Origin of the sequence: Oceanobacillus sp. E9, from assembly GCF_001741975.1 — a bacterium.
Lineage (GTDB): Bacteria > Bacillota > Bacilli > Bacillales > Amphibacillaceae > Oceanobacillus > Oceanobacillus kimchii.
This window is the reverse complement of the sequence record NZ_LSNA01000007.1, coordinates 430,244-456,462: the sequence shown is the minus strand read 5'-3', so window position 1 is coordinate 456,462 and position 26,219 is coordinate 430,244. Positions and strand designations below refer to the sequence as shown.

The 26,219-nt window shown below is 33.7% G+C and carries 34 protein-coding genes, 2 riboswitches and 1 other annotated feature; of the genes, 12 read left to right on the top strand and 22 right to left on the bottom strand.

Annotated elements, in window-relative coordinates; genetic code table 11:
• The first annotated feature begins 159 nt into the window (after positions 1-159).
• The 4 genes from AQ616_RS11870 (at position 160) to AQ616_RS19935 (ending at position 1,922) form a co-directional block, all read left to right on the top strand.
• Positions 160-357: a hypothetical protein gene (locus AQ616_RS11870; RefSeq protein ID WP_069685869.1), complete on the top strand. Its 198-nt coding sequence runs from the start codon at positions 160-162 to the stop codon at positions 355-357.
• A gap of 300 nt (positions 358-657) precedes the next feature.
• On the top strand, positions 658-1,116 hold the full coding sequence (locus AQ616_RS11865; protein WP_069685868.1) for an HIT family protein: 459 nt from the start codon (positions 658-660) through the stop codon (positions 1,114-1,116).
• Positions 1,109-1,612: a PP2C family serine/threonine-protein phosphatase gene (locus AQ616_RS19940; RefSeq protein ID WP_240490500.1), complete on the top strand. Its 504-nt coding sequence runs from the start codon at positions 1,109-1,111 to the stop codon at positions 1,610-1,612. Before AQ616_RS11865 ends, AQ616_RS19940 begins: the two co-directional genes overlap by 8 nt.
• The gene (locus tag AQ616_RS19935; RefSeq protein WP_240490499.1) at positions 1,590-1,922 is read left to right on the top strand and encodes a PP2C family serine/threonine-protein phosphatase; all 333 of its coding nucleotides are present in this window, start codon (positions 1,590-1,592) and stop codon (positions 1,920-1,922) included. Before AQ616_RS19940 ends, AQ616_RS19935 begins: the two co-directional genes overlap by 23 nt.
• Positions 1,923-2,020: 98 nt before the next feature.
• On the opposite strand, the gene AQ616_RS11855 is transcribed toward AQ616_RS19935, so the two are convergent.
• Positions 2,021-2,413, bottom strand: a complete 393-nt coding sequence (locus AQ616_RS11855; protein ID WP_069685867.1) for a DUF4064 domain-containing protein — start codon at positions 2,411-2,413, stop codon at positions 2,021-2,023.
• A gap of 453 nt (positions 2,414-2,866) precedes the next feature.
• On the opposite strand from AQ616_RS11855, the gene AQ616_RS20085 reads away from it, so the two are divergent.
• Entirely contained in the window at positions 2,867-2,989 is a 123-nt protein-coding gene (locus AQ616_RS20085) for a hypothetical protein (RefSeq protein WP_017796420.1), read from the top strand.
• Between the two features lie 2 nt (positions 2,990-2,991).
• Positions 2,992-3,600 carry a protein kinase family protein gene (locus AQ616_RS11850; protein WP_017796419.1) on the top strand — a complete coding sequence of 203 codons (609 nt, stop codon included), beginning with the start codon at positions 2,992-2,994 and terminating at the stop codon, positions 3,598-3,600.
• Positions 3,601-3,832: 232 nt separating this feature from the next.
• Here AQ616_RS11850 and lipA read toward each other — a convergent pair whose 3' ends face one another.
• The 3 genes from lipA to AQ616_RS11835 all read right to left on the bottom strand — a co-directional run bounded on the left by lipA (position 3,833) and on the right by AQ616_RS11835 (position 7,348).
• Entirely contained in the window at positions 3,833-4,777 is a 945-nt protein-coding gene (lipA, locus tag AQ616_RS11845) for a lipoyl synthase (protein ID WP_017796418.1), read from the bottom strand.
• Positions 4,770-5,591 carry a lipoate--protein ligase family protein gene (locus tag AQ616_RS11840; RefSeq protein WP_017796417.1) on the bottom strand — a complete coding sequence of 274 codons (822 nt, stop codon included), beginning with the start codon at positions 5,589-5,591 and terminating at the stop codon, positions 4,770-4,772. Before AQ616_RS11840 ends, lipA begins: the two co-directional genes overlap by 8 nt.
• Positions 5,592-5,899: 308 nt before the next feature.
• A riboswitch (TPP riboswitch) is annotated at positions 5,900-6,009 on the bottom strand.
• A gap of 106 nt (positions 6,010-6,115) precedes the next feature.
• Positions 6,116-7,348: a dicarboxylate/amino acid:cation symporter gene (locus AQ616_RS11835; RefSeq protein WP_017796416.1), complete on the bottom strand. Its 1,233-nt coding sequence runs from the start codon at positions 7,346-7,348 to the stop codon at positions 6,116-6,118.
• A gap of 181 nt (positions 7,349-7,529) precedes the next feature.
• Here AQ616_RS11835 and AQ616_RS11830 point away from each other — a divergent pair, with 181 nt between their 5' ends.
• A complete protein-coding gene (locus AQ616_RS11830; RefSeq protein WP_139136358.1) occupies positions 7,530-8,717 on the top strand; it encodes an MFS transporter in 1,188 nt (395 codons plus the stop codon).
• A gap of 47 nt (positions 8,718-8,764) precedes the next feature.
• On the opposite strand, the gene AQ616_RS11825 is transcribed toward AQ616_RS11830, so the two are convergent.
• From AQ616_RS11825 to AQ616_RS11785, 9 genes are all read right to left on the bottom strand, one after another.
• Complete coding sequence (locus tag AQ616_RS11825) at positions 8,765-9,298, bottom strand: GNAT family N-acetyltransferase (RefSeq protein ID WP_069685866.1); 534 nt, start codon at positions 9,296-9,298, stop codon at positions 8,765-8,767.
• Between the two features lie 152 nt (positions 9,299-9,450).
• Positions 9,451-10,077: a DUF998 domain-containing protein gene (locus tag AQ616_RS11820; protein ID WP_077596300.1), complete on the bottom strand. Its 627-nt coding sequence runs from the start codon at positions 10,075-10,077 to the stop codon at positions 9,451-9,453.
• Between the two features lie 397 nt (positions 10,078-10,474).
• On the bottom strand, positions 10,475-11,476 hold the full coding sequence (locus AQ616_RS11815; RefSeq protein ID WP_069685864.1) for a ZinT family metal-binding protein: 1,002 nt from the start codon (positions 11,474-11,476) through the stop codon (positions 10,475-10,477).
• 155 nt (positions 11,477-11,631) lie between these two features.
• Positions 11,632-11,961, bottom strand: coding sequence for an HIT domain-containing protein (locus tag AQ616_RS11810; protein ID WP_026133747.1), 330 nt, complete (start codon positions 11,959-11,961; stop codon positions 11,632-11,634).
• Positions 11,962-11,988: 27 nt separating this feature from the next.
• Positions 11,989-12,708: a class I SAM-dependent methyltransferase gene (locus tag AQ616_RS11805; protein WP_069685863.1), complete on the bottom strand. Its 720-nt coding sequence runs from the start codon at positions 12,706-12,708 to the stop codon at positions 11,989-11,991.
• A gap of 13 nt (positions 12,709-12,721) precedes the next feature.
• Entirely contained in the window at positions 12,722-13,240 is a 519-nt protein-coding gene (locus AQ616_RS11800) for a GNAT family N-acetyltransferase (protein ID WP_069685862.1), read from the bottom strand.
• A gap of 543 nt (positions 13,241-13,783) precedes the next feature.
• Positions 13,784-13,984 carry a Fur-regulated basic protein FbpA gene (locus AQ616_RS11795; RefSeq protein WP_017796407.1) on the bottom strand — a complete coding sequence of 67 codons (201 nt, stop codon included), beginning with the start codon at positions 13,982-13,984 and terminating at the stop codon, positions 13,784-13,786.
• Between the two features lie 75 nt (positions 13,985-14,059).
• Positions 14,060-14,160, bottom strand: a riboswitch (SAM riboswitch).
• A gap of 101 nt (positions 14,161-14,261) precedes the next feature.
• Complete coding sequence (locus AQ616_RS11790) at positions 14,262-14,801, bottom strand: HAD-IIIA family hydrolase (protein WP_017796406.1); 540 nt, start codon at positions 14,799-14,801, stop codon at positions 14,262-14,264.
• Positions 14,798-15,097: a hypothetical protein gene (locus tag AQ616_RS11785; protein WP_069685861.1), complete on the bottom strand. Its 300-nt coding sequence runs from the start codon at positions 15,095-15,097 to the stop codon at positions 14,798-14,800. The genes AQ616_RS11790 and AQ616_RS11785 overlap by 4 nt, the downstream gene beginning before the upstream one ends.
• 119 nt (positions 15,098-15,216) lie before the next feature.
• Here AQ616_RS11785 and AQ616_RS11780 point away from each other — a divergent pair, with 119 nt between their 5' ends.
• The 5 genes from AQ616_RS11780 to AQ616_RS11770 all read left to right on the top strand — a co-directional run bounded on the left by AQ616_RS11780 (position 15,217) and on the right by AQ616_RS11770 (position 19,101).
• Positions 15,217-15,513 (top strand): hypothetical protein, encoded by a 297-nt coding sequence (locus AQ616_RS11780; protein ID WP_069685860.1) that lies wholly within the window; start codon positions 15,217-15,219, stop codon positions 15,511-15,513.
• Between the two features lie 152 nt (positions 15,514-15,665).
• On the top strand, positions 15,666-16,877 hold the full coding sequence (locus AQ616_RS11775; protein WP_069685859.1) for a CynX/NimT family MFS transporter: 1,212 nt from the start codon (positions 15,666-15,668) through the stop codon (positions 16,875-16,877).
• A 357-nt stretch (positions 16,878-17,234) separates the two neighbouring features.
• On the top strand, positions 17,235-17,360 hold the full coding sequence (locus AQ616_RS19245; protein ID WP_260048392.1) for an IS3 family transposase: 126 nt from the start codon (positions 17,235-17,237) through the stop codon (positions 17,358-17,360).
• A 143-nt stretch (positions 17,361-17,503) separates the two neighbouring features.
• Positions 17,504-17,692 (top strand): hypothetical protein, encoded by a 189-nt coding sequence (locus AQ616_RS19440; RefSeq protein WP_139136357.1) that lies wholly within the window; start codon positions 17,504-17,506, stop codon positions 17,690-17,692.
• 410 nt (positions 17,693-18,102) lie between these two features.
• Complete coding sequence (locus AQ616_RS11770) at positions 18,103-19,101, top strand: pectate lyase family protein (RefSeq protein ID WP_017796402.1); 999 nt, start codon at positions 18,103-18,105, stop codon at positions 19,099-19,101.
• A gap of 170 nt (positions 19,102-19,271) precedes the next feature.
• Here AQ616_RS11770 and AQ616_RS11765 read toward each other — a convergent pair whose 3' ends face one another.
• From AQ616_RS11765 to AQ616_RS11730, 9 genes are all read right to left on the bottom strand, one after another.
• Positions 19,272-20,420 (bottom strand): MFS transporter, encoded by a 1,149-nt coding sequence (locus AQ616_RS11765; protein ID WP_276206866.1) that lies wholly within the window; start codon positions 20,418-20,420, stop codon positions 19,272-19,274.
• A 238-nt stretch (positions 20,421-20,658) separates the two neighbouring features.
• Complete coding sequence (locus tag AQ616_RS11760; RefSeq protein WP_017796399.1) at positions 20,659-21,216, bottom strand: GNAT family N-acetyltransferase; 558 nt, start codon at positions 21,214-21,216, stop codon at positions 20,659-20,661.
• A 3-nt stretch (positions 21,217-21,219) separates the two neighbouring features.
• A complete protein-coding gene (locus AQ616_RS11755; RefSeq protein ID WP_069685857.1) occupies positions 21,220-21,756 on the bottom strand; it encodes a GNAT family N-acetyltransferase in 537 nt (178 codons plus the stop codon).
• A gap of 43 nt (positions 21,757-21,799) precedes the next feature.
• Positions 21,800-22,012, bottom strand: a binding site (T-box leader).
• A 105-nt stretch (positions 22,013-22,117) separates the two neighbouring features.
• Positions 22,118-22,867: a sugar phosphate isomerase/epimerase family protein gene (locus AQ616_RS11750; RefSeq protein ID WP_017796397.1), complete on the bottom strand. Its 750-nt coding sequence runs from the start codon at positions 22,865-22,867 to the stop codon at positions 22,118-22,120.
• Between the two features lie 36 nt (positions 22,868-22,903).
• Entirely contained in the window at positions 22,904-23,488 is a 585-nt protein-coding gene (locus AQ616_RS11745) for a GNAT family N-acetyltransferase (protein WP_069685856.1), read from the bottom strand.
• 18 nt (positions 23,489-23,506) lie between these two features.
• Positions 23,507-24,352, bottom strand: a complete 846-nt coding sequence (locus AQ616_RS11740) for a hypothetical protein (RefSeq protein ID WP_069685855.1) — start codon at positions 24,350-24,352, stop codon at positions 23,507-23,509.
• Positions 24,353-24,363: 11 nt separating this feature from the next.
• On the bottom strand, positions 24,364-24,501 hold the full coding sequence (locus AQ616_RS19435; protein ID WP_139136356.1) for a nucleotidyltransferase domain-containing protein: 138 nt from the start codon (positions 24,499-24,501) through the stop codon (positions 24,364-24,366).
• A 20-nt stretch (positions 24,502-24,521) separates the two neighbouring features.
• Positions 24,522-25,733, bottom strand: coding sequence for an amidohydrolase (locus AQ616_RS11735; RefSeq protein ID WP_069685854.1), 1,212 nt, complete (start codon positions 25,731-25,733; stop codon positions 24,522-24,524).
• Positions 25,734-25,764: 31 nt separating this feature from the next.
• On the bottom strand, positions 25,765-26,190 hold the full coding sequence (locus AQ616_RS11730) for a MaoC family dehydratase (RefSeq protein WP_017796392.1): 426 nt from the start codon (positions 26,188-26,190) through the stop codon (positions 25,765-25,767).
• Positions 26,191-26,219 lie beyond the last annotated feature (29 nt).

Sequence of the window (26,219 nt, the reverse complement as noted above, 5' to 3'; positions counted from 1 at the left end):
TTAGGAGATACTTTCGAATTGATGAAATAAGAAATTGATTTAAAATTCTCTTCAGAATCATATTCCGTAAAACCTAGTGTGCTCTATATACATTTTATTTATAAATCTATGTTTCTACCTACATAAAAAAGGGAATATATTTATAAGAGGTGGTAAACAATGGTGGACAATAATAATGAACGCAAAGACGAAAAATCAAAAAGGAATATAGAAAACCGTACTGCTCTAGATGAATTTGAAAACCAAAAATTTGCCGATGACGTCCCAATGGAAGACTTAAAAATCGAATTAAAAGATGAGAAGAAAAAGACCAAATCAAAAGACGATTCACAAAGTCAACGTAAACATGAAAAGTAAAGCATTCTCTCGGAATGCTTTACTTTTCATGTTTACGTATGTTCGACAAATCTCTCTAAATAATACCATCCATTTGATGCTTTTCTAAATCTCTATTCGTCATAATTATTACACCTAATTATCTTTTTCAAAGTTATAATTATCTCTCAATTATAGATCCCCTACTTCCTATATTATTTCTTTCATTTAACACGAACATAAGTATTAGATTTTTATTTTGACAAATAATTTCGAATTATTATTTCCTTATCAGTATTTTTATTATATAATCATAAAAATTACTTAAGGAGGAGATACAATATGATCGAAAAAGATTGCTTTATTTGCCAAAAACACAAAGGCGACATTTCTGCATCTAAATTTAAAATATATGAAAATAATTATGTTTATGTAGGACATATCGATAACAATAATCAGCAAAGTTACCTAGGATATATAATGATAGATTTGAAGAGGCATATTCCAACTTTAGGAAATATGAATGTAGAAGAATCAAAAGCTTTTGGATTAATAATTGCTTCTGTTAGCAAAGCTTTAATGGAGTGCGAGAATGCGGAACATGTTTATGCAATTGTTTCTGGTGATAATGTTCCTCATTTACACATACATATTATTCCTCGTTATCTTCATACACCAAAGAAATTTTGGGGACCTAGCGGCGTACAAGATTGGCCAGAAGCTCCAAGAGGCAATACCCAAGAAATACTGGAAATCTGTAATCGCTTAAAATCGTATTTGGAGAATTCTACTTATGAATAATTGTATTAGTTGGGTTGGTAGTGCTCAAACTTTTATAGATGAACCAAGCGTAGTTCAATATAAACATATAAACTTAGGTCGGCTTGGAGGAAATTCTAAAACCGGTCAAAATAAAAATGAAGATGGTTGTTTAATATGGTGGAGCCTTGAACAAAATTGGGAATTCATCATGCTCCTGGATGCACATAGCAGTGATGATAGTGCTAAACTTATCACCCATTATATAATGGAAGCAAGATTCGATTTTTTAAGGATTTTGGAATTACCAGTTCAGCAAAGTTTTCAATTAATAAAAGAAAAATTACTTCATATTTTTAATTCCAACACTTTCCTAACTGACTGCAAAAACATTAAGGGTGAATCATCCTGTTTAATCGTCTTGAGAAAGGAAAAATACATTTGGTGGTTTTCAGTGGGAGACTGTCTATTATACTACTTCCATCCTGATTTAATTCGATTAGGACAATTTTCAATTGAATCAAAGACAGTTTTTTGAATGGATTGGACAAATGAACACATTTAATCAAGAAGTCCCTTGTTATAGCACTGGCGTTCGAGAACTAAGAAAAGGAGAAAACCATATCTTTCTCTGTACAGATGGCTTGATAGAATGTCCTCATGCACCCTTTGCACACCCGGAAAGAATTTTTAATTTGTTTTCAGAATCTGCACAGCAGGATACAGAAATAATTCTTTCTATGTTAGAAACCTTACAATCAAAAGAGGTCAAAGATAGTACGACCATCATTTCTTGGAAAGTATTAAATTCTAAAAATGTATCGATGCCGAGTGATGAATTAAACTAAACCTCATTCTTGCTAGCAGTTGATTTCAGTTGTTGTAGATTCATATAGCACCACCCAAAGCAATTATTTGTCTCATTATTACATCTCCTCAACCTATATTATACTGCAATTTTATCTTTCGGTTTTCTAACAAAACACATAATTGCTGCAACGATATACAGTAAAGTATGAATACCAAATCCTGTAAAAATAAACATACCTGTTATACAGCTAGCTGAAATAAACAATATACCGGATAACTTACTATTTACTTTCAATTTTAGAACACCTATTAATCCCAATATAAAACTAATTAAATACATAACTGCCGGAAGCCATAATAGATGTAGAAAAATAGAAAAGATTATAGGTAAATCTCCATGATGGACAGCAGATGTACCCTCTCTTAGATTCACATTAATTATAAGTGCAAAAATCCCAAGAAAAATTACAAATCCTGCATCGACACAAACTGCAATTGTACTCAAAATCTTTTCAATAGATCGATTCACTCATTTCTCTCCTTTCATTCATCCGTGTATTTTTGTTAACTCTTTTTACTCGTAACCATAGCCCACAGTAAATCAACACCTATCATAGTTAGATGTATCTCGTAAAAGGCTTTTAGTAATTATAATATTATTAGTCATATGAATACTTTCTTGTGAATAGTATAATTTATCCAAACACATACTGCCAAATATTCTAAGAATGAGATTCGAGTTTTACATTATATGATGCTAAATGCTTGCTTATAAAAGAACAAGCTTATATAATATATTCAAATATCATTTAAATTAATCCCAAAGGGGAGTAGCATAATAGCAGCTGTCGTCATTACAGGAGGAATCCTCGGCACTGCTGGCAACTTTTTATTAAGTTGCTTGCGAGACCTTTGCTCAATTTAGTGGGCAAAGGTCTCTTTTTATGGACTTATTGCCACACTTTTAAAAGGAGGTAATTATATGTCTAAACTCACAAAATTATTAAAATCAAAAGTGGTAAAAGAAGGAATGAAACAAGCTCAGAAACACGCTCTACCATTAATTAAGAAGAAACTAGCAAAAAGGAAAGGTAAGTTTAAATAATAATGAATTCATCTCAATACAACTTCTATGTCTCTACCGTTTCATTTTCAAATAAAAATAATCAAGTAAAAGTACTGAAACATCACCCTGATTTGCAGGTTTATGGGACGGGAAGAAGTGCTGTTGTATTTAAAGTGAACGGAGAGCATAGAGTCATTAAAATATTTTATCCACCTTTTGAAAAAACAGCTATTCAAGAAAAAAATAACTATGAAAAACTAAAAGGCAGTAGTTATTATCCAACCATTTATGAGTCTGGACCCAACTATTTGGTAATGGATTTGATTGAGGGAAAAACTTTTTTTGAATGCTTGGCGGAAGGAATTTTATTAAAATCAGACTATGTACACCAAGTTGACAATGGATTACAATATGCAAGGGACGTTGGTTTAAATCCATCCGATATTCATTTACACAATTTGATTGTCACAAAAGAAGGTACGATTAAAATTATTGATGTTGCTCGTTTTTCTCAGGAAAAACAATGCACTCAATGGCAAGATTTAAAAAATGGATATGAAAAATACTATCATCGAACTTATTTTCCTACTAAAATTCCAAAATGGATAATGAATAGCGTTTCCAAACTATATCGGCTTCGTAATAAATAGTCTATTTAATAATAGGTTAAGACAAAAGGGTTTACTCAAAAGATAAATTCGAATGATTAGTTTAAACCAGAGATATACTCCGCTTATCTAACTAGTGACTGGTGAGATTCTGATTGCTCATAACACCTGGTAGACTTTCACCCCACATAAAGTATATTTCTACCGCTAAATCTTATTATCATTCTTCTTTTGAGCAACCCGTTTTACTTTGTCTATGCCCTACTTATGGTACTCAGAAATTAAAATCCAGTTGAGTGTTTTCTTGCTTCTCTACACCTTTCATATATTTAATTCTTCGTTGAGCTGCTGCGTTAGATACTTGTTCATCCGCATGGTATGAGGAACGAACTAGTGGACCAGCTTCACAATGGGAAAAGCCTTTTTCTAAGGCAATATTTTTCAGTTCTTCAAATTCATCTGGGTGATAGTAACGCACTACCTCTAGATGTTTTTTCGTTGGCTGTAAATATTGGCCAAGTGTAACAATATCCACATTATGATTTAATAAATCATCCATTGCTTGAATAATCTCTTCTTTTTCTTCTCCTAGACCAACCATTATACTAGATTTTGTCGGTGTTTTTGGAGCTATTTCTTTTACACGTCGGAGTAACTCTAATGAACGGTCATACGTAGCCCTAGCTCGCACCCTCTTGGTAAGTCTTCGAACGGTCTCAATATTATGATTAAAAATATCTGGTCCACTATCCATTAATGTATGGAGACTTTCATAATCTCCTTTCATATCAGAAGGCAAAATTTCAATAGTACAACCTGGATTTTTTCTACGAATAGCTCGGACAGTTTCTGCAAATACTGCTGCACCGCCATCATTCAAATCATCTCGAGCGACTGCTGTTACTACCACATGTTTTAAACCCATTACGGTGACAGAATCAGCCACACGTTCTGGTTCTCCCCAATCCAGCTCATTCGGCAGCCCTGTTTTTACTGCACAGAATCGGCATCCCCTTGTACACGTATCTCCTAAAATCATAAATGTAGCTGTTTTTCTTTCGCTCCAGCATTCATGTAAGTTTGGACAGCGTGCCTCTTCACAAACTGTATTTAACCGATTATCACGCATCAGCTTTTTTAAGTTTCGATAAGATTTGTTTGTATTAATTCTTGTTTTTAACCAATCTGGCTTTCGTACATGAGTTTGTTGATTAGACATGTGAAACAGCTCCTTTTATATTACTCTTCGAATATTTAGCTTCGGCAATCTGATACACTTCTTTCCACTGTTCTTCTGTCAACGTTATTGGCTCTAATTCGATATTTAAAATTTCTGAAAAACCTTGTTGAAAAGCATCTCTTACCACTTTATAGGATTGCTTTTCTCCTAACTCCTTATTAATAGTAGTCGCTCTTTCATAAAATCCTTGTCTCTTTCTTTTTTTTATTTGATCTGTTGGAAATTGTAATAAATCAAATAGCATCTCCACATTCATAGATATAGGGATTGATCCATGTTGAAGTAGTATTCCTTTTTTCCTTATTTGTGCGTTCCCTGAAATTTTCTTTCCATTTGCAAGCAATTCATAAAATGCGGGTTGCTCAAAACAAATCGTGCTTCGATTTTTAGAGATTGGTTCATGTGCATAATCTACTTCAATCCCCAGCAATTGATAGGCTCTTAATATACCTTTTGATAAATCGTAATATGCTTGACGAATAGATGATGCAACTCTCTCATGCCTTTCTGAAATGACAATACTGTATGTCAATTCATCATCATGCAGGACAGCACTTCCACCGGTCATTCTTCTTACCAATTGACATTGATGCTTTTTAATACCTTCAAGATCAATTTTACCATCTACTTTCTGAAAATATCCTATAGAGAGTGTCGGTTCATTCCATCGATAAAATCGCAAAGTTGGTGGAATTTCACCTTTTTGATGCCAATGCAACAAAGCTTCGTCTAGTGCCATATTAATCGCTGCATCTTGTGGAGTGTTTTCTACGAAAGCCCATTTTTCTCGCAAAGATTTTTCCTCCTTAGCGAACTTTTTCACTTTAAGTGTGGGTTTAAAAGGGTGGATGAAAAGGACCGAGAAGATCGAGGCGGCGTAGCTTTGAGTACCGGAACGTATGCAGTTAATACGTGAGGAACTAAAGCAAGCCAACGAGCTTCCACAGGATGTGGTGATTTCTGCGTTGTCCACAGGACGTGGGCGATCTTAGCAGAAGTTCCCCCCTGATCTGTGTTATTTTCACCAGACTCTTTGAACAACCTCTTTGAAACAAACAAAAAGACCACATTCATCATGAGAGAATGTAGTCAATATACTTATGCCTATTGACCACACTTCCTCACGCAGGCATTATCCTGTTCGAGTATAAAGGGTCTAAACAATCCAATGTTCATCTCAGCTATTTACCATAGCTCCCCTAGTGTGAAAAAAATTCTATTTAAATGTCATTTACTAACAACCCAAGCTTACCAATAATGGAATATAATGTAAAGATACTTTTTTACTCCGTTTATTTAGCAAGGACCCTTAAAAGTCTAGGTCAGATTTTCACTCTTCTCCATCCAATCTTTTCCTTCAATTTGTCTGGTTACTAACATACTTGATACGGTATCACCAGTAACATTAACCATCGTTGCAGGCGGATCAACCACTACTCCAATGGCAGTTATGATTGGTAATGCTTCCATTGGTAAACCATACAGTGTGATTATCATCATTTCTCCCATAAATCCGCCACCTGGAATTCCACTCATCACAATTCCAGACAACAAGCATATTCCAATAGCAGTTAGGAAAGTATCAAATCCCGAGAAATCCATATTGAATACGCCAAAGACAAATGCAATTTTAAGCATTGCAGATAAACACGATCCATCCATATGAATCGTTGCCCCTAAAGGAAGTACCGTTTCACGAACATCCTTTGGAACACCAATACGTTTAGCCGCTTGTAAGTTTACAGGTAAAGCAGCGATACTACTTCCAGTACCAAGTGAAGTTGCTGCCGGAGCTAAGATATTTTTCCAAAAACGAGTAACTCCCTTCTTACCACCAGCAAGAAATGCATATAAGGTAAAGCCAATTGCAAAATATAATACGGAAACTGGGTAATAAATGATAATTGCTTTCGCATAATCTCCAATTAATTCCGCTCCAAATTCTCCAACAAGTGCTGCAAAGTACGCTCCAAGACCAATTGGGGCATAGTACATCACGAGTTTTATGATTTTCATAAACACTTCAGAAGCACTAGTTAGAAATGTAGCGAATGGTCTACCCTTCTCCCCAGTTAAACCAGTCGCTACACCAATCAATACAGAAAAAACAATTAGTGCTAACATATTGTCTCGGGAAAATAAATCAACAAAATCTGGTACTGTAAACGTATTAACCAATTGTTCCGATAAGCTTTGTTCTTCCACATTTTCTGGTGTATCTAAGGGAATATTTACACCAGAACCCGGTTCAAAAATAACAGTAGCAACTAACATAAATACAGATGCAATTATTCCTGTAACAACAAAAACCGTAATCATAGAGCCCAAAATCTTCCCAAGACGTTTCATACTATCCATACCAGCAATCGCTGATGATATGGTAAAGAAAACTAAAGGTATAACAATCATAAATAACAAATTAATAAATAAATCCCCAAGTGGTTTAATAATAGTAGCTTCTTCACCAAATAAAATCCCTATAATACTCCCAATAATGATTGATGCCAGTAAAATAATAGGAAATCGATATGCTTTTAATTTTTCTTTCATGTATCTCACCTTCATTATGTAATTTCATTTCATTAACTTAGTATATTCTACTCCTTTTTTTATTGAAGTCAAAGAGGCAAATGAAGTAATTTTTTCTATAATTATTTTTACTCTAGACATCAGGTAGCTTCTGTCATATCATATTCACTATGTATTTTTTTAAACAAAGAGGTGAGATGATATGCCAATGAAATTTTCTCGAAATACTATTCTAGCTATCTTCATGATTGGTACATTCGCGATAGGAATGACAGAATATGTTGTTACTGGATTACTAACACAATTCGCTACAGACCTGGATGTACCAGTATCTACTACAGGACTTTTATTAAGTGTTTATGCTATTAGCGTTGCTGTATTCGGACCTATCTTACGGATGGTTACAGTAAAGTACTCACCTAAACCCTTATTAATTGGATTAATATCTATATTTATTATAAGTAATATCGTTGCAGCACTAGCTCCAAATTTTGAAGTGCTTCTATTATCAAGATTGCTGTCAGCAACGATGCATGCACCTTTCTTTGGTTTAACCATGAGTCTTGCTGTTGAAATTTCTAAACCAGAAAAAAGAACTAGTGCCATAGCTGCTGTTCAAGGTGGGTTAACTATTGCTGTTATGCTTGGTGTTCCATTCGGATCGTTTGTTGGTGGTTTTTTTGATTGGAGACTTGTTTTTTGGATTATAGCCTTATTAGGTGCGATTACTTTAATTGGTTTACTTTTAGTTACTCCGAACATTAGGCCAGCAGAACAACCGAAACTTAGAAAAGAATTAACCGTATTAAAAAATAAAAATGTACTAATGATCATTGCGGTTATTGTCTTTGGTTTTTCTGGTGTTTTCACTGCATATACGTTTAAAGAACCTATGTTAAGAGAAATTGCTGGTTTTGGCGTGACAGGTGTCACAATCGGGCTGTTTTTATTTGGGCTAGGAGCAGTTATTGGCAATTTTGTCTCGGGAAGAATTCATCCTTCAAAGTTAACCGAACGTTTAATCGTTACCTTAGCAATACTTGGTGCAGTGCTATTTTTATTTACATTTTTATTATCTGTACCATTTCTTGCTTATGTTGCATGTTTTCTATTTGGAGCAGGAACATTCGGAACCACTCCAATTCTAAACTCAAAAATTATTCTAGCTGCTACAGAAGCACCAGCTCTATCTGGTACCATTGCCGCTTCCGTTTTTAATCTGGCAAATTCTATTGGTGCAACATTAGGAAGTTTACTATTAAATTCTGGTTTTTCTTTTTCACAAATCACATTTGTTGCAGCTGGAATGATATTATTCGGTATGCTATTGATGATAATAACGCATAAGATAGAAGATAAATCATTATTCTCTATTGCTACTGATAAATAGGTTTTACAAAAGAGGAGACTCTTCGGAATAGAGTCTCCTCTTTAATATTATTTATAATTCCACTCTTCCCGTAAAATCCCCATACGTATAGAGTCGTAATACTCTCCATTATAATAACGGACTTTACGTATTTTTCCTTCCATCATCATTCCTAACTTTTCAGCAACACGAATCATCCTCTTATTTCCAGACCATGTAGTCAAACCTACTCTAACTACAGGCAATTGATCAAATAGATGGTTTATCCATAACTTTAAAGCTCTTGTTCCATAGCCTTTACCCCAATTATTGCCTTCATAAAAGATAATCCCCATCTCTAGCCAATTCTTTTGTTCATCTTCATAATAGTAAGAAACTGTACCATATACATCATTATCTACACAAATTATCCATCTAGATTTAGTATCAATCCATGAGTCAGATTCTTTCAAGAAACGTTCATAAGAAATACTTTTATGGGAGAAGTATGGAGCATCCCATTGCTTCCACTCGGGTTTATCTTCTTTGTAAATTAATTCCCATAGACGTTTCAAATCTTTTTCTTTAATTGGCCGTATTGTCAACTCTCGATCTTTATACATGTGTATCCTCTTTTCATTAAAATTTATACTACCAACGATTAAAAAGAAGATTAAAAGAATCAAACTACTTTTCAATCACCTTTTTAACTGAAATCTGGTTCATTGCTATCACACCTTTCAAAATTTAAGTAAAACATCTTTCCTTTAAATATTCACCTATACGCACCTTTATTATTAGCTAAAATAACTGCTAAGACAGTACCCCACAGAAATGTAACACCATAAAACATACGTTGAAGTAGTCCTGCTGGTAAAGGGATAAAGATAAGTAGCACAATAAAAACTACTAAAATGATGAGAGAAACCAATATGCAATAAGTCCACCATTTCCCTCTGACTAATAATTTTCCAAATAACCATAACCCAATTAAAAAAGTCACCATTCCTAACTGTGCAAAAATAGAATGCCAGAATAAATTTACATCTGCAGGAATAAATCCAGAAACAATATTTCCTAATGCTAATAACAATAAACAAATAGTACCTATCCGATTCTTTTTATTTTGTTCTAGCTGTTGAGAAAGATATAGTATCCCTATTGAAAATGTAATCCCGTTAACAATAAATAATATATTCATCCAAAAATGATAAGGAGAGCAAATATCATAAGCTGCTAAAGCATAGGTATATTCGCCACAACTCGTAACTCCCAAATCACTCATTGCATGATCCATCAAACTATACGGAGCGATGGAAGACATCACAAAAAAAGGTTCAATTACAAAATACATACAAGTAAGAATCCAACTTGTTATACCAACATTTTTAGAGATTTTCATTCCAATTACTCCTTATATTTATCCCGTTTGTTACAAGCAGAATATCCTAAGTTTTACTTAATAAAATTAAAGAGATCTGTTTGTTGTTAATCGGTACTAAGTATTATTTCTATATTCATATCCTATTTTCCTTTTATATTTTCATATGAATAAATTTAGTATGGATTATAGGAAATACTTGGCTTTGATTGTATTGGAAGACGACGACTCGTGGTCAGAAAAAAAGAGCTTGAAAATCCAGTAGGAAAAGTGGTTTTCTTTAACCTAGTTAGTTAAAGCCGTGCCTGCTAAAAAGCTGCCGTCTGCAAAGAAAATTAAACTGATCACCATTTAATATGAAATTGATTAAAAAAGAGAACCCAATTAATATCGGATTCTCTACTTGCTTGCAAATATATTAGTGTGCGATCATCTCATGAACGATATCTTCTTCACTCATTTCAGATGGATAGTATGTTGGCCAGTGTTCGACTTCTTCTAACAACGCTTGTCTGTCATCCCCCCAATAAAGGTGGAAATGTCCAGAATCAGTTGGGAATATTGAATGATCGCTAAATTGAATATAAATTGGTAAGCCTTCAGACTCTTCATCTAGTTTAAATATAAATCTTACTCCTCGATTTCCTGCTTCATAATTTAAAATTTCATACCCATCATATTGGTACTCACCAGTTTGTTCTTCTTCTCCCTCAAAGAAAGTTACTTCATTACCATTAATGACAATTCTATTTACGTCAGTTACATAACCAGTTTCATAATAATCCTTGTATTCTTCTTCTGTCATGTCATCACTTTCTTCAGCTTTGTGTGCATAGACTTCATCTAGTGTACCATTTTGATGTAATGGATATACAGATTGCCAATCGCCTTCCCAGTCTCCTAAAGTACGATCTTCTACTTGTTCATCTTCAAAATAACCATTATAAATTTGTTCAGATTCTTCATCATGCGCATGACTATGTCCATGCCCGTGATCATCTATTACAACTTCTATAACTTCTGATTGAGCATAAGGTTCATGATTATCATTAAACAATACTGCTATAATTTGTTGTCCATCAGTTTCCGCATCACCAAAAAATTTCGTATCATCTAATTCTGGTACTGCTTCCCATTCATCACTGGATGAATCTCTTATGTACCAATGCCAATGATCAAATTCACTATCTTCTTCAAGCTCTGCAGTTAATTTGATTAAATCACCTGTATGATAATGATCAGATACTCCATTAATATTTACTTTTTCTGGTGCATCTCCAATCTCTACCTCATGATTATGATCATTTTCTTCTTCAGCATTTGCTCCTTCTTCGGAATTATCATCTGCTGATTGACAGCCCATTATAAATAGTAGACTTAGTAATAGAACACTAAATCTCTTTCCCCATATTTTTCTCATAATGATTCTCTCCTTTATTAAATCGTAACAGTTACGACTCGTAATGATTACGATTTAAATTATACATAGCAGTTATATGACCGTCAAGATAATTTTTAAATAAAATAAAAAAAGTCTCTACCTGAGACTTTCGTTTTTTTTAAACTAAACAATTATTATCTAAATTTCTTTCCAGATATTATATGCCAATGAAGGTGTTTTGAATCTTGATAATTACCTAGGTTTGTAATGACACGACACGCGCCATCTTCTTCCTTTACCATAGTTGCAACCTGCTTGATTACAAAAAACAACTCCAATAATAAATCATTATCTTTTTCTTCCAAAGAAAGAAGAGAGTCAATATGAACTTTCGGGATGGCAACTATATGAGTGGGCCAATATGGATTTGTATGATGGTACGCTAATACATTTTCTGTTTCCACGACCTTCTCCACTAACGTATTACCACTTAAAACTTCATCACAATAAAAATCTTCCATCATATACTCCCCCTCCATATTTTCTGATCATTATTTTGTACCATAGAAGATAAATGATGATGATTCTTCACTTGCCTCTTTTAATTCCCAATCTCCATAACATTTAACATCAGAAAATCCTGATTTTTCTAAGGCAACCTTTACTTCTTTTTGATTACGAAATCGCAATTGCAGTTTTTCACGTTGGATAACCTCTCCAGACTTAACACTTTTTACAGTTTCATAGAACGTAAATATTTGTTTTTCGTCCATTCCATCGTATTCGGTCCAAATTTCTAATTCTTCTCCTGTCTTAGGATGTGTTGCAATATCGGGTGTTTTATCTGCCATCCATTTTTTCCACACTTCAGCCTTTGGATTACGTGTATCAAATATGAAAGAACCGCCTTCTTTCAATGAACGAAAAACATCACTTGTTACTTGCTCCCAATCCACATCTGTAAGAAACACTTGCGCAACATTTGCAGTCATAATCACCACATCATATGTGTTTGTCTTTAGATCCCCACTATCTCCAATAATCCATTCAACTTGATTGGATGTTTGTTTCGTCTTAGCAAGCTCAATTGCTTCTTTATTTGGATCGATTGCGGTTATATCAAATCCTGCTTTAGCAAAATGTAAGGTGAGCCTTCCTGTTCCACAACCTAGATCAGCTAGATTTTTCCCTTTTATCTCTTTTAATAGGGAAAGAAAAAATGTATCGTCTTCACCAAACCTATTTAATTGATCATAAACTAGCGGAATCATATATTACCTCGCTTTACTGTCTTTTTAGTCTCTTACCGAAAATCACAAATGCTTTTCCATCTTCATTTGGATAAAATTGCTCTTTTACTAGTTCCCAATGCTGGTTCTTATAAAATTGTATAGCAGTCATATTATCTTGTTGTGTTGTCAAAATTGCTGTAGTTGTTTTGGCACCTTTTAACAGACTGTCTAATAATTCTCTTCCATATCCTAACTTTCGATAATATGAGTCCACGATTATTTCAACAACTTCATAGCAGTTGGAGAGCCAATCTTGATACTCCTGTTGATTCAGATGATTAGCAATAAGATCATGGTAATATTGACCTTTCAATGAAAAATAACCATAAGCAAAACCAATTAACTTATTTTCTTCCGATAGAATCATATGCCCTTGAAAACCATCATAGTCCATATGTTTCTTTATTCGTTGGAATATCCCTTCAGAATCTTGTCTCCAAACTTTACTATATAATGTGGAAATTAAGTTAACATCCTCTTCACTATGTATTGATTTAAAGTTTATTTGCATACCAGTCACCTCCAACAGACTACACTCCATTTTATCATTCAATTCAGAAAAATACATAATTCTCATTCATTTAATAATATATAATATCTATTAGGGGTGTGATTGTATATGAAGATTTTTAGAATAATGATAAATTACATCAGTATAATATTTATGTTAGTATTTTCCAGTTCTTGTGATAGCACTTCTATTAATAACATTCGAAATGCCAAATTTTAAACTCAGGATAGCCTTATTGGAAATATACAGACAATAAACAATGATATTGCTATTGTTAAAGTAACTAAAGGGTCAATTTTAAATTCTGGAAATCAAGTAACTGTTGATTTATCTGTAGAAGAAGAAATTACTTTTGAAGTAAGTGATAAAGTTGAAGTCGGATTTACTGGAGAAGTCAGAGAGATTGGTCCGCCAGTCGGAATAGACACTATCTATGTAAAAGTAATTGATAATTAAGTAATTTGCTATGAGTAATACATTTGATGTAAAAATGGAATAAAAAAACCTCGCAAATGCGAGGGTGATGTTTTTATCAACATATAGTTAGAAATTCTCCCAATGAATGGCACTTTTACCAGCATGTGGGTGATCATTAAATTGAAGCTTAAAGTATTCGTATTCTAACTCTGCGGTAGTAAGCTCATAAAGATGTTTGTTCCCTTTTTTAAAATGATTAGATGCAATTAATTTCTCAATTAATTCGTTTTTTCTTCTTTCTGATTCATCTTCATTCCAGAAAGCCATATTTAAATCCTCCTCTTCTATAAGTATGATCATGGCAAAGATAAGAAGAGAGAATTTGTATATTACGATAACCTCAACTTATCTTTCAAGCTAATGCTTGCAGGATTTAGCACAGATAGATGCACTCTGTTGCTGAGGTTTCAACGGGCCAGTCCCTCCACCTCTCTTGATAAGTATATTTTTATAAACTTAATTATAAACTCATTAATCCGATTTGTCTACTGCGATTTAATTCTGCAATCTATATATCATAAATTGATTTGTTTCATTCATTTTTCTATGATAGGTGATATCGATTACTAATCCAGTTTACTGCTTCTGTAAGATTCTCTGCAACAAAATCAAGTTCAATTTCTTTTAGTTTTTCAAAATGGTCATGAAGCGTTGACATTCCTGCCCCTGTTTTTACTAATATCTTTACTGAATTTGTTTTGGAAGCTGCTACCATATCACTCCATCTATCGCCAATTACAACACAGTTATTTAAATTTAACTGATATTTATAAGTAGCTTCTTTTAACATACCAGTACTAGGTTTTCGGCATTTACAGCCTTCTTTATGATGATGTGGACATAGAAATACATCATCAAAACCAAATCCCATTAATTCTTTATAGAAATCTTCTTTACTCGCCTCTCCCAATGAAATACCTGGTTGATTGGTAAATGAAAACACTTGAACAAATTGTTTAAGATAATCTATATTCTTTTTCGAATTCGTAAACAACTTAAAGTCATCTGGATAATGTACCTTATCATCTCCACCAATGGTCCCATCCCTATCTAAAAACACTGCTTCAAGCTTTTTGTTTATCATGACTCCCTCATCCCAAAAATGGAAGAAATATTTAAAGTAACCGTTAAAGCCAATAGTATTGCAGATATCAAAACTGTGCTACCTGAAACATCCATTAAAGCTGACCAATCCTGAATTTTCACGAGGTGATGCTGATAAAATAACTGAAAACATATTGCAATAGAACATGCACTTAGACTTACTAACATTAGAATAATTTTTTTCAATTTATGTTTATGTGTGGATAATAGATTGATAACGGGAAGAATTAATGCTATTATCCCTAATATTACACTTGCTAGATTTAATATTGCCATTGCTAGTTTTCCCCCTTTTATTAAATAGACGTAGATTTATTTATAATAGACGCAAAATTTTAATAAATACTCAATTTAGATTATTGTAGAACTTTATAGCTATTTAAGGAGAGCCGAAAATGAAATTCACTTTAGAAATCATCCGTATACTCATAATTTTTGGTCTATTGGGATTTATTTTCAATAAAGCTATTATGTTTATCTATTCATCCATCGGTATTCAATTAGATAATTATTATGGAGGATTAATTGCTGGTATTGGTATCATTATTTCTATTTTTGTATTATATCGGAACAAATTACAATTCTCTGGATTTTATAAAAGTGATAAAAATGTAAAATTATCAAAAACAGTTAGTACTTTTTTAATATCAATTTCTATCATCATGTTAGTCATTGCCCCATACTTACCATAAGTTGTAATATGTGTTTGGTTACCTTTTGGCTTAAATCCTTTAAAACTCAGAATAAATAATCAATAATTTTTATCTTTCTCCTTATGATCAATTTATGTATAATTAACTTTTGATATATTAGCTAACGAAGATTAATCATAAGGAGAAACACCATGCAACGTATTTCAAATTCGACAAAACAGCGTTATTATACATTTCTATTAATTTTAGCGATTCTTTTCATAGCTTCAACACTACGGTCCCCCATCACTTCCGTTGGCCCATTAATTCCAATATTTAGAAATGAATTAGAGGTAACAAATGCCATGATCGGTTTAATTAACACATTACCTTTAATAGCATTTGGAATTTTTTCTTCATTTGTTCCTACTCTATCTAGAAAACTAGGAATGGAATTTACGTTATTAATGGCAATGGTAGTATTATCCATAGGTATATATATTCGATCAATTGGTGATATATCCATGTTGCTATTCGGCACACTGCTTCTGGGGATAGCAATATCGGTGGGAAATGTACTAATGCCAGGACTAATCAAATCAAGCTTCCCATATCGTATCGGACTTATGACTGGTATTTATTCTGTAACCATGAATTTATTTGGAGCGCTGGCTTCAGGAATATCTGTCCCTATTACTTCCTTTCCTTCATTGGATTGGCGCAACGCAATGCAAGTATGGAGCGTCATTTCCTTGATTGCAGTAATTATATTATTATTACGACTACCCATGATTCGTTCATCACGGAAAAAGGTGTTTGTAGATGTAAAGAGCCAACCTCCTACTGCATTATTCAAGTCGAAAATAGCTTGGGCAGTAACATTCTTTATGGGTTTTCAATCATTCATTCCGTATAGTCTGTTTACTTGGCTTCCAGATATCTTATTAGCAAAAGGATTTTCTGAAAGTGACGCAGGTTGGTTTATTGCAATTTTACAAATGGGAATTATTCCAACGACATTTGTCGCGCCAATCATTGCAGGAAAAATGAATAATCAACGAATAATTGGATGCATTGCAGGACTTCTATTTTTTAGTGGACTGCTTGGAATAACATTTACATCATCATCTAACTTAATTATAGCTTTCTTATTGTTAACTGGAGTCGGTGCTGGGACAGCATTTAGTCTAGCGATGATGTTTTTTGTTCTTCGTACAGAAACAGTGGCTCAATCTTCACAACTATCAAGTATGGCACAATCGGTCGGCTATATGGTCGCTGCACTTGGACCATTACTACTTGGTTTCATCTCAGAATGGACCAATGGATGGACTATTCCTTTGGTTATTTTAATGATTGTTGCTTTATGTATAGCAATACTCGGAACCATCGCGGGGAAAAACGAAAAGATTAAATTTGAATAAATAATGAATGGAACTACCTTCCTTTGAAGCGGAAGGTAGTTCTTTTACTTAAGCAAACGGATTATCTCCCTACCAATCAATGAGCTACCAGATTTCCATGTAACGTCTAATTCCGGGCACTCATCTTGTCTATTAGCACCATTCTGCTTTGATCCATCTGATTTCGGGCACTCATCTCGCTTATGAGGTACCTTATTTCTCTATTCCTTCTGATTCTGGGCGTTCATCTCGCCTATAAGTTACCATACTTTCCTGCACCCTCTAATTCTGGGCACTCATCTCGCCTATGAGGTACCTTTGGATAAGCTACACTAAATCGGACAGATAAAATGAGGGCTTGTAAACTTATATTAATAACTGAAGCATACTACTATGGACGGAGCTCATTTCACTTCTCTTGAACATCTTGTTCTTGAACTTAATGATTATTTTCATTGGTGTAATAACATTCGAATTCATGGAACGCTAGGTTATTTAAAGTGAAATTTAAACATCTCATCTACCCCTATAACTTTTTGTCCATTTTAGTGTTGACATACCAATGCTTATTTTTTCTTTGAAAAATACCTAGTATGTTTCTTACTATCTTAACTGTATATATACAAATTCTGTTTTGATCTTTTTGAATGTCGCTTCAGCCACCGCGTTGTCAAAGGGGGACAAATGTTAAAGGTGAAGAAATTACTGATTTTACAGGTGTAACTTACAAATCATCCACTAATGCAGTAGCATTACTTAGTACAGATGGTCAATATTATTTTAAATACTTCTTGAATAACGACTTCTTCAATGACCGTAATCAACGATTCTTTTAATTTTTCTCTCTTATTGGCCAATTAAAATAGCGGGTGTAAAACCCAATGAGACTGTGTCCAGAGTTAATTTATTCTCTCATTTTTATAATTAGTAAATTACTGTAAAAAAAATATTAATCAAAGACAAAATCTATAATCATTATATTAGATTCTCTAAAAATAAACTTTCTATAACAAATAATAAATTTTAAAAAACGAGGTAATTAGCTATTTTTTATAGTAAATATAGTCTGTATTTATTGGATTTTATTTAGTATAAACTAACCAGAATGTTTAATATATGAATAAATGATTATTTTTAAGTAAGCGTTTTCGTGATAAGGTTTAGATATTATTTTAAAAAGGAGGGATGATGTAGGACTTTGTGGATAAGCAGACTAAATATAAAATCTTAAAAGGGTGTGGAAGAATTGATTAGAAAAAATGTAAAAATCTTTTTATTAAGTCTTATTGTTATATTGTCTTTAGGTTTGTCTTTTCAGTCTGTCTCTGCGAGTACTCCTGATTTCAGTATGACCGGGTTTGCTACATTTGATGGTGGCACAACAGGCGGTGAAGGAGGAGATACTGTAACTGTTTCCACTGGTGACCAAATCATTCAAGCCTTAAAGGATAAAGACGATAACACTCCATTAAAAATTTATGTAGATGGAACGATCACACCTGATAATACTTCGGATAGTAAAATCAATATCAAAGATGTTTCCGATGTATCGATTGTTGGAGTTGGAACGAATGGCGAATTTGACGGTATCGGCATTAAAGTATGGCGGGCAGATAATGTGATCATTCGAAATCTCACAATTCACGAAGTAAGAGCTGGTGATAAAGACGCTATTAGTATTGAAGGACCATCTAATAATATCTGGGTAGACCATAATGAGCTATATGCAGATTTAAATGTGGACAAAGATTATTATGACGGGTTATTTGATGTAAAGAAAAATGCACATAATATTACCTTCTCCTGGAACTATGTCCATGACAGCTGGAAAGCGATGTTAATGGGCTCTTCCGATAGTGATGATGGAGATCGTAACATCACTTTCCATCATAACCATTTTCAAAATTTGAATTCACGTGTTCCTGCTTTCCGTTATGGAGAAGGGCACCTTTACAATAATTATTTCGAAGGGATCATTGATACCGGTATTAATGCACGGATGGGTGCAGAATTGCTTGTAGAAAATAATGTCTTCGAAAATTCTAAGGATCCTTTAGGTTATTGGTACAGCGACGAACCTGGCTATTGGAATGTTTCCAACAACTTGTATATAAATAGCACAGGAAGTCAGCCAACTACTTCAACAACCACTTACACTGTATCCTATAATTACAATTTAACTCCTGTACAAGATGTCAAAGCAATGGTTTCTCAGTTTGCGGGTGTTGGAATAGTTCAGCCTTAAGGATACAAAAAAGGTCCAGTTATGTAGTTCACCCCAAAAGTTAGAGTGAAAATCTAACTTTTGGGGTGTTTATTGTAAAGGTGTAACTGGACAATTTGTTCTTTAAACTGACCTTAACTAATCTGTACAACTAAGTGTAACTATCCAGGGCAGTTAGAAAATCAATTGACTCACTCTTTAACTCTATGATAGATTGGTTGAATTTTGTTCATCGTAACGCCTTGTTGTTTATATTTTAAAATGAATATCCCGCACAATAACAAAATAATAAATCCTAAAATTAAGGCTAAGTTAGAATCCCATTCTGAAATTAAACCTGATAAAAGCGTACCCATAATTGTAGCAACTCCACTAAGTACAATGATTGCACTTCGAACTCTAGCAATGAGTTGATCTGGCGTAATCCCTTGCTGAACAGTAATTTGTACTACAAAAGCCATGGATAATGCCCCGTCAAAAATAACCATTCCAATACACATGATAATAAACTGATGTGAAGTTAATAATAATATTCCTAACGATGAAATCATCAGCGGACTACTTAATAGGTACAACCAATTGATTCTTTTAAATCTTGGCATGATTAGTACACATATAATATTCCCTATTCCCGCGCACGAAAGCAATATACCTATTGAAGTTTCCGTAAAATGAAGTGCTGTTTTTGCATGTATAATAATCGTCAGCTCTATAAATAAAGTTGTAAATCCAAGTACGACAGCAGAAATAGTGGAAACGATCTGTGAATCATTCGCATAAAGATAATCGACACCTTCTCTAGCTTCGTTTATAAAGTTTTTGAGCTTCTCTTTTCTATTCATAATAACTTTTTGGTTGATATTTTCATTACGATATTTCACTAAAGAAATAATAATCATACAAAAAAGAATTAAAATTCCACAAATAACTAAAGTAATGCTCGGTCCATATGTAGCTAAAATCACCCCACCTAGTGCAGGACCAATAAATGTAACGATAGCATCAGCAGCCTCTAATAAATTATTTGCACTTAATAATCGGTCCCTACTAACAATTTTGGGGACCATTGCTGCCAATGTAATACGCAACATCAGTTCTACAAACCCCATAAGGAAAAGTATGATTCCAATGATGCCCAAACTAGAGTCTTCAATAGTGATCAAACATGCTAATAGAAATAATAACATGGCAAATATCAGGTTACATATAGTTGAAATTAGCACCAGATTCCTTTTTTCAACCCATGTACCTAGAGGAATTGAAAAGAGTATGGAACTAATTCGTTGAGATAAAAGTACAAAAGATGTTAACAGCGGCGAACCAGAAAGACCGAGTACAATTATCGGTAATATCAGTTCTCAAAAACGATTGCTTAATATATTGGATATACTGTGGAGCCACAACTTTGCAAAATCGGTATTAATCAGCCATTTATTCAATTTAACACCTCTATTTAAAGTTAATGAATCACCTTCCTTTTATTGAAATTTGAGTAGTTAATCCGTTACGAACAAAGTAAATCCTCCTCATCATTGATCTAATACTATTATACATAGAAGATTCAGAAAAAAGATGGTATTAGAGTATATTCTTCTTATGCCAATCTAAAAAACAATTTCTTTCAATTACATTTAAAATACACGGTTCTCTTGCTTCACTCTCCATCTTAGCATGTTGCTCTGGAAAATTTACTCCTTCGTCTATTTTTATATAGGGGAGTTTCTCTTGAGATTTCTGAGACCGTATATTTGTTTTCTTCGCCCCTGCAAATACTCTTTCTAATTTCATATTTTCAAAAGCATGATAAAGAATTTCATTTTTCGCTAGCTCGTTATACCCTTTTCCCCAATGCTCTACTCCTAACCATGTTCCAATTTCACTCGTACTATTCTTTTCATCTATTTCTTTCAGTGTAATAACACCTATTGGTTCGTCAATCTCATTGAGAATAATTCTTGAACATAAGTTTCCTTGTCTTTCTGCTTCTATTACAAAATGAATAAAATCGATCGTTCCTTGAACAGAAGACTGTGCTTTTGTTAATCCTAACGTGTCTCTAATCCTTGGATCTGATGATTGCTTTGATAATGTAGCTGCATATCTAATGTCTGGAATAACTAACTGTACCTTTATCAATTTTTATTCCTCCTCACCACTTAGTGAATGAAGTACATCACTCACATGATTCCATTCATATATCAGCAAAGATAATACTTTACCTCCGATTGTAATTGAGGATGAAGAAGTTAATGTTGCCCCATAATATTCATAAAAGTAACGCGTTCGATTATCCTCAAGCACTTCTACAAACACTTTACGATATCCTAATTCTTCAAGATGTAATAACACCTCTCGAAGTAACTGTTTTCCAATCCCTGTCCCTTGATAGGTTTCTAGCAAATATAAAGAAGTTAAATCACCAGCATTTTCATAAGTATTGGTCGACCTTTTTCCTCCACTGGCAAATCCAATAATTTTTCCTTGTTCATTTTCCACCACCAATATAATACTTTTATCTTCTGAAATATTCGATTCCCATATTTGTTCTCGTTGTTGATAGGTCAACTTTTCTAAATAACTATCTGGAATAATACCCTTGTAAGTGTCCTTCCAGCTATCTACATGAACGATTGCAATTCCTCGAACATCTTCTAACAAAGCCTTCCTAACCCTCATTGAATCTCCTCCTTATTATAGAACTAAAAAAAGCCCATCATCTCTAAGAGACGACAGGCTTTACCTACGCGTTACCACTCTTGTTAGTTCATTGATAACGAACTCACTCTACACGTGTAACGGCGCAACCCGTTAAGATTTATTTGTTAATCTTAAAGCTCCAAGGCGAGTTCAGGAACTCATTTACTGTCTTGCACCAGCCGACAGTTCTCTTAATAAACAAGTAATCCTTACTACTCCTCTTCATTGCACATATTGTATTTCAATTAGCTTACCACAGCCATTCTAAATGTCAATAAGTTCTGAACATTTTTAGTGAGATGGTTTTTTACATTTAATTAGAGTATGTTTACTAAGTCTCTTATAACATATCTTTTAAAGCGCTTAAATTTTTTTCGGCACTCTTTAACGGGTCTCCCGTAAAATGTTCTTGTTCTACAATAAACCATTCTACATTGTTCTTTATCCCTGTTTGGATGAGAGAACGAACGTCAAGCGTACCATTTCCAATCTCCGTAGACACTTTTTCTCCATTCTCTAACTTAATATCTTTTATATGAAGTGATATGCAACGATCCTTATATTTGTTAATAATTTTTATAGGATCATATTTTGCGTAAGTGGCCCAATAACAGTCTAGTTCCATCTTTACCAATTCTGAATCCGTATTTCCAAACAACAATGAAAAACCGGTTTCATTTTCCATTTCCTCAAATTCAAATGCGTGATTATGATAGGCAAACTGAAACCCTGAATCTTTCAGTTTCTTTCCAATTTGATTAAAAAGTTCAGCGCTCTTAAGATAGTCCTCTTTAGTCTGTCTCATTTCTTCTGGAAGATAGGGACAGATAATTAATGAATTATTGATAGATTCGTGGAATTGTTTAACGCTATCAAGATTTTCTTGAAGTTGATCAATGGGAACATGCGCACCTGCTGGAATCATTTCTGATCTTACTAAAGTTGAATTCACCTTCTCAGCGGGAGTATCATAAAAACCTGCGAACTGAACCCCTTCATATCCAATTGCCCCAACATCTATCAATAAATTATGGAAATTACTGGTAGCAGCTTCTCTTAAAGTATATAACTGTAAGCCTATTTTACTCATAAAACTTTTCCCCTCCTTATCATGCATCATAACAAACTAATCTAATCGTTTCTCATAGCAATTACATTCATGTATACGTCTATACTTATTTTTCACTTCTTCGTGCTTATTTCCAACATAGTGCGCGAATACCTTGATAGGAAAAATATGAGGAATTTTACTTGATAAAGTTTCTTTTATCTCGTCTCCCTCCATATACACATGTAAATAACTATCAACTTTTAAAAACTGTTGTGTTTCATACCAAATATTGACGGACAGATCGTCTCTCGTCCAAGCTTCTAATCGATTCAATCCTACTCTTCTAGCACGTTCCTCTGCTTCTGCAAGCAAAGCCGTTCCAATCTTCATTCGCTGATAGTCAGGATGAACAGCTATATGCCAAATCATTCCTCCTAACCCACTTCCTCGCGAACAAACTGTTTTTTCTTGTTGTTCATATTCCACGTCTATTAATCCAACAATTTCATTATCTATTTCTGCTATTAACTCAATCGAGGGATTGTCATACTTTTCTTTATGTGGTACGACGTTATCGTAGTATGCAGTATCTAGAAAAGCCAGTACTCTGCAACGTACCCAACCAACTTCATCTTTAGCTTCGTATTCTCTAATTTTCAAATAAAACCTTCCTCTCTATTAACCATTACTTTGCAGCCATGAATGAATCGTTTCTATAAAATCTGAGTTTTTCCATGCTAAAATGGCATTCATTTCTCCCCATTCATTAACTTGTGTTTCAAAGAAGATGTATCCTATATAGTAGGCAAGACGATTGAAGCCAAAATGAGTTCCACCATTAATTGAAAACCACTCTTTATACATATCTTCAGATGACAGTTTACTGTAATCATCTAGAAAAGCAGCTATTATTTTCTTTTCGTCCTTTTTGCAAAACTCCATCCATTCTTCTCCTTCGTCATTATAAGAAAAGTAGATAGAAGAGTTAAGATTTGGGACAATTCTTTTGGAAAAATAAGTCGCCGCTCCTTCACGATACAACGAAAGGAGTGCATTCTCCCATCTCATCTGATTCCAATTGACATCTGTAGTGTCTGTCAAAATGTTATGTGCAGCATGTCCAAATTCATGTGCCACGATTACATGTAAATGATCCGGATTCGGTGAAAGTTTTTCAAGTGAAAAAGTAACATCAGGAATAACTTGCCTATGTGTAAATGCATTTGAGCTAAATCCACCAACAATTAAATTAACATTATTAGGAAATTCTATGTCATAAACCACTTTATATTTCTCTGTAACCTTTTTAATAACTGGCTTAATATTTCGATGAACTTCCGTAATAACTGGTAAAGATGAAGGATATTTACGTATGGACTGAAGATGTCTTTCTTCTGTATCTTTGCAATGATAGGCAAAATATTCTTCAAAACTAGTAGAGTATTGACTATAATATTTTTTTAGAAAGGAGATGGACGGTTCATAGTTATTTAAAAAGTAAGGTACCGTATCAATTAATTTCAAAAAATCACACCTCAATAATCTTTTGTAGTAATTTTTTTAAACAGAAAGTCTATAGCCCAACCACCTTTAAGCCAAATATCAATATTTAAACTATCCGATATTATTGTTATATCTTTCAATATAATAAGCTGTTCCTTTCCTCCATCCATTTCTTTGCTCCTCTTAATCATTACAAACTATGCACAACTGTCCCTTTATAGAAACTAAATTTAACCGGACTTTGTCTTGCCACAAATTCTGCTGCTGATGAACTATCTACTAATAGGAAACTCGCATCCATATCTTTTTTTAGCCATGTTTTCCCTTTCTCTAAATTAAATGGTTTTCCAGTTATAAGAGCTAAAGAGTCCGTTAGCGCTTCCTGAGTCGTTAAACGATGAATTTCAGCATAACGATTTAATTTTTCTAAGATATTTCCAGTACCAAAAGGCGACCAAGAATCATAAACATTATCACATCCTAAATTCACGTTAACACCTGCTGTTCTTAATTCTTCTAATGGAGGAATCCTCCCATTAATTGGAACACTAGATATAACAGAAATACCAAGTTCTGCTAATTCACTAAATACCATTTCCCTTTCTTCTCCCACAAAGTCATTCAATCCAAAGGCATGACTAATTGCCACTTTTCCCTGCCAATTACTTTGCTTTGTATACTCTATTAATTTTTTAACTGTTTCTGTTCCGTGCTCCCCCCGATCATGTACATGAATATCAATAGGAACATTGAATTGTATTGCAAGCTCGAATGTCTGACTCAACGACCTTTCTAGGTCACCATCTAATGAAGAGGGGTCCACACCACCAATGATTTGCACTCCTGATTCCAATGCTTTTTTCACATCATCATATGCATTTGAACGAAGCATACCGTGCTGTGGAAATGCGACAAGTTCGTAATCTAGCTGTCCTTGGTATTCTTCTAAGGTTTCTAATACGCCTTCAAGATATCGCTGCCCTACTTTCGGATGAACATCAATATGTGATCGGAAAAATGTAACCCCATTAGAAATCTCCGTTTCAATTAGGTTTTTCGCTCTCTCTTTTAAAGAAAGAGATAGATTATCTAATTCATCTATTTCACTCGTAAACCGTTCTACATTATTATTTGCCGGAGTAATCGGTTTCCAAGGAACACCGAGCTTACTTTTATCCAAATGACAATGCATTTCTCTTAATGTCGGTAAAATAAGATAATTTTTTCCATCTATCTCATTATTCCCATCTGGGCGGAAATTTTGATGAGCTATAATATCGCTTATTTTCCCATTTTTAATCTCTATATCAACTGTTTCAGATTTACTACCATATGTAAATCCTTCTTTCTCCAAATAATCATTCTCTACTCTTACATTTCGTAACCACGTTGAATCTCTCATTTTCGAACACTCCTCAAAAATCACATGAAAATTATAGCCTCATCAGAGCGGACAATTCTCCTTGCAAGACTTTTTCTCCGTCCTCATTAAATGTCTTTAACAATACTGTTAGAATACCTTGTTTCTTTTTTAAGACTCTCAATTCCGTAATCTCTACTACAGCATATAATTTATCATTTGGGAATACAGGTTTTATAAATTTAATATTGTTCATTTGTAACCCAGCAATTATATCTTGACCGTACACTTCTTCTTCCACCCATAGTTTGAAAGACAGCGCAAGTGTATGCATTCCAGAAGCTATGATACCATTAAACATTCCTTCTTTTGCTTTCTTTTCATCTAAGTGCATATATTGCGGATCAAATTCACTTGCAAATTTAGTTATATCTTCTTTCGAAACCTTTAGTGATTTTGTTGTAAAAACCTGTCCTACTGAAAGTTCATCAAACTTCATATAACACCTCCTATCGAGCTCACTTTTTT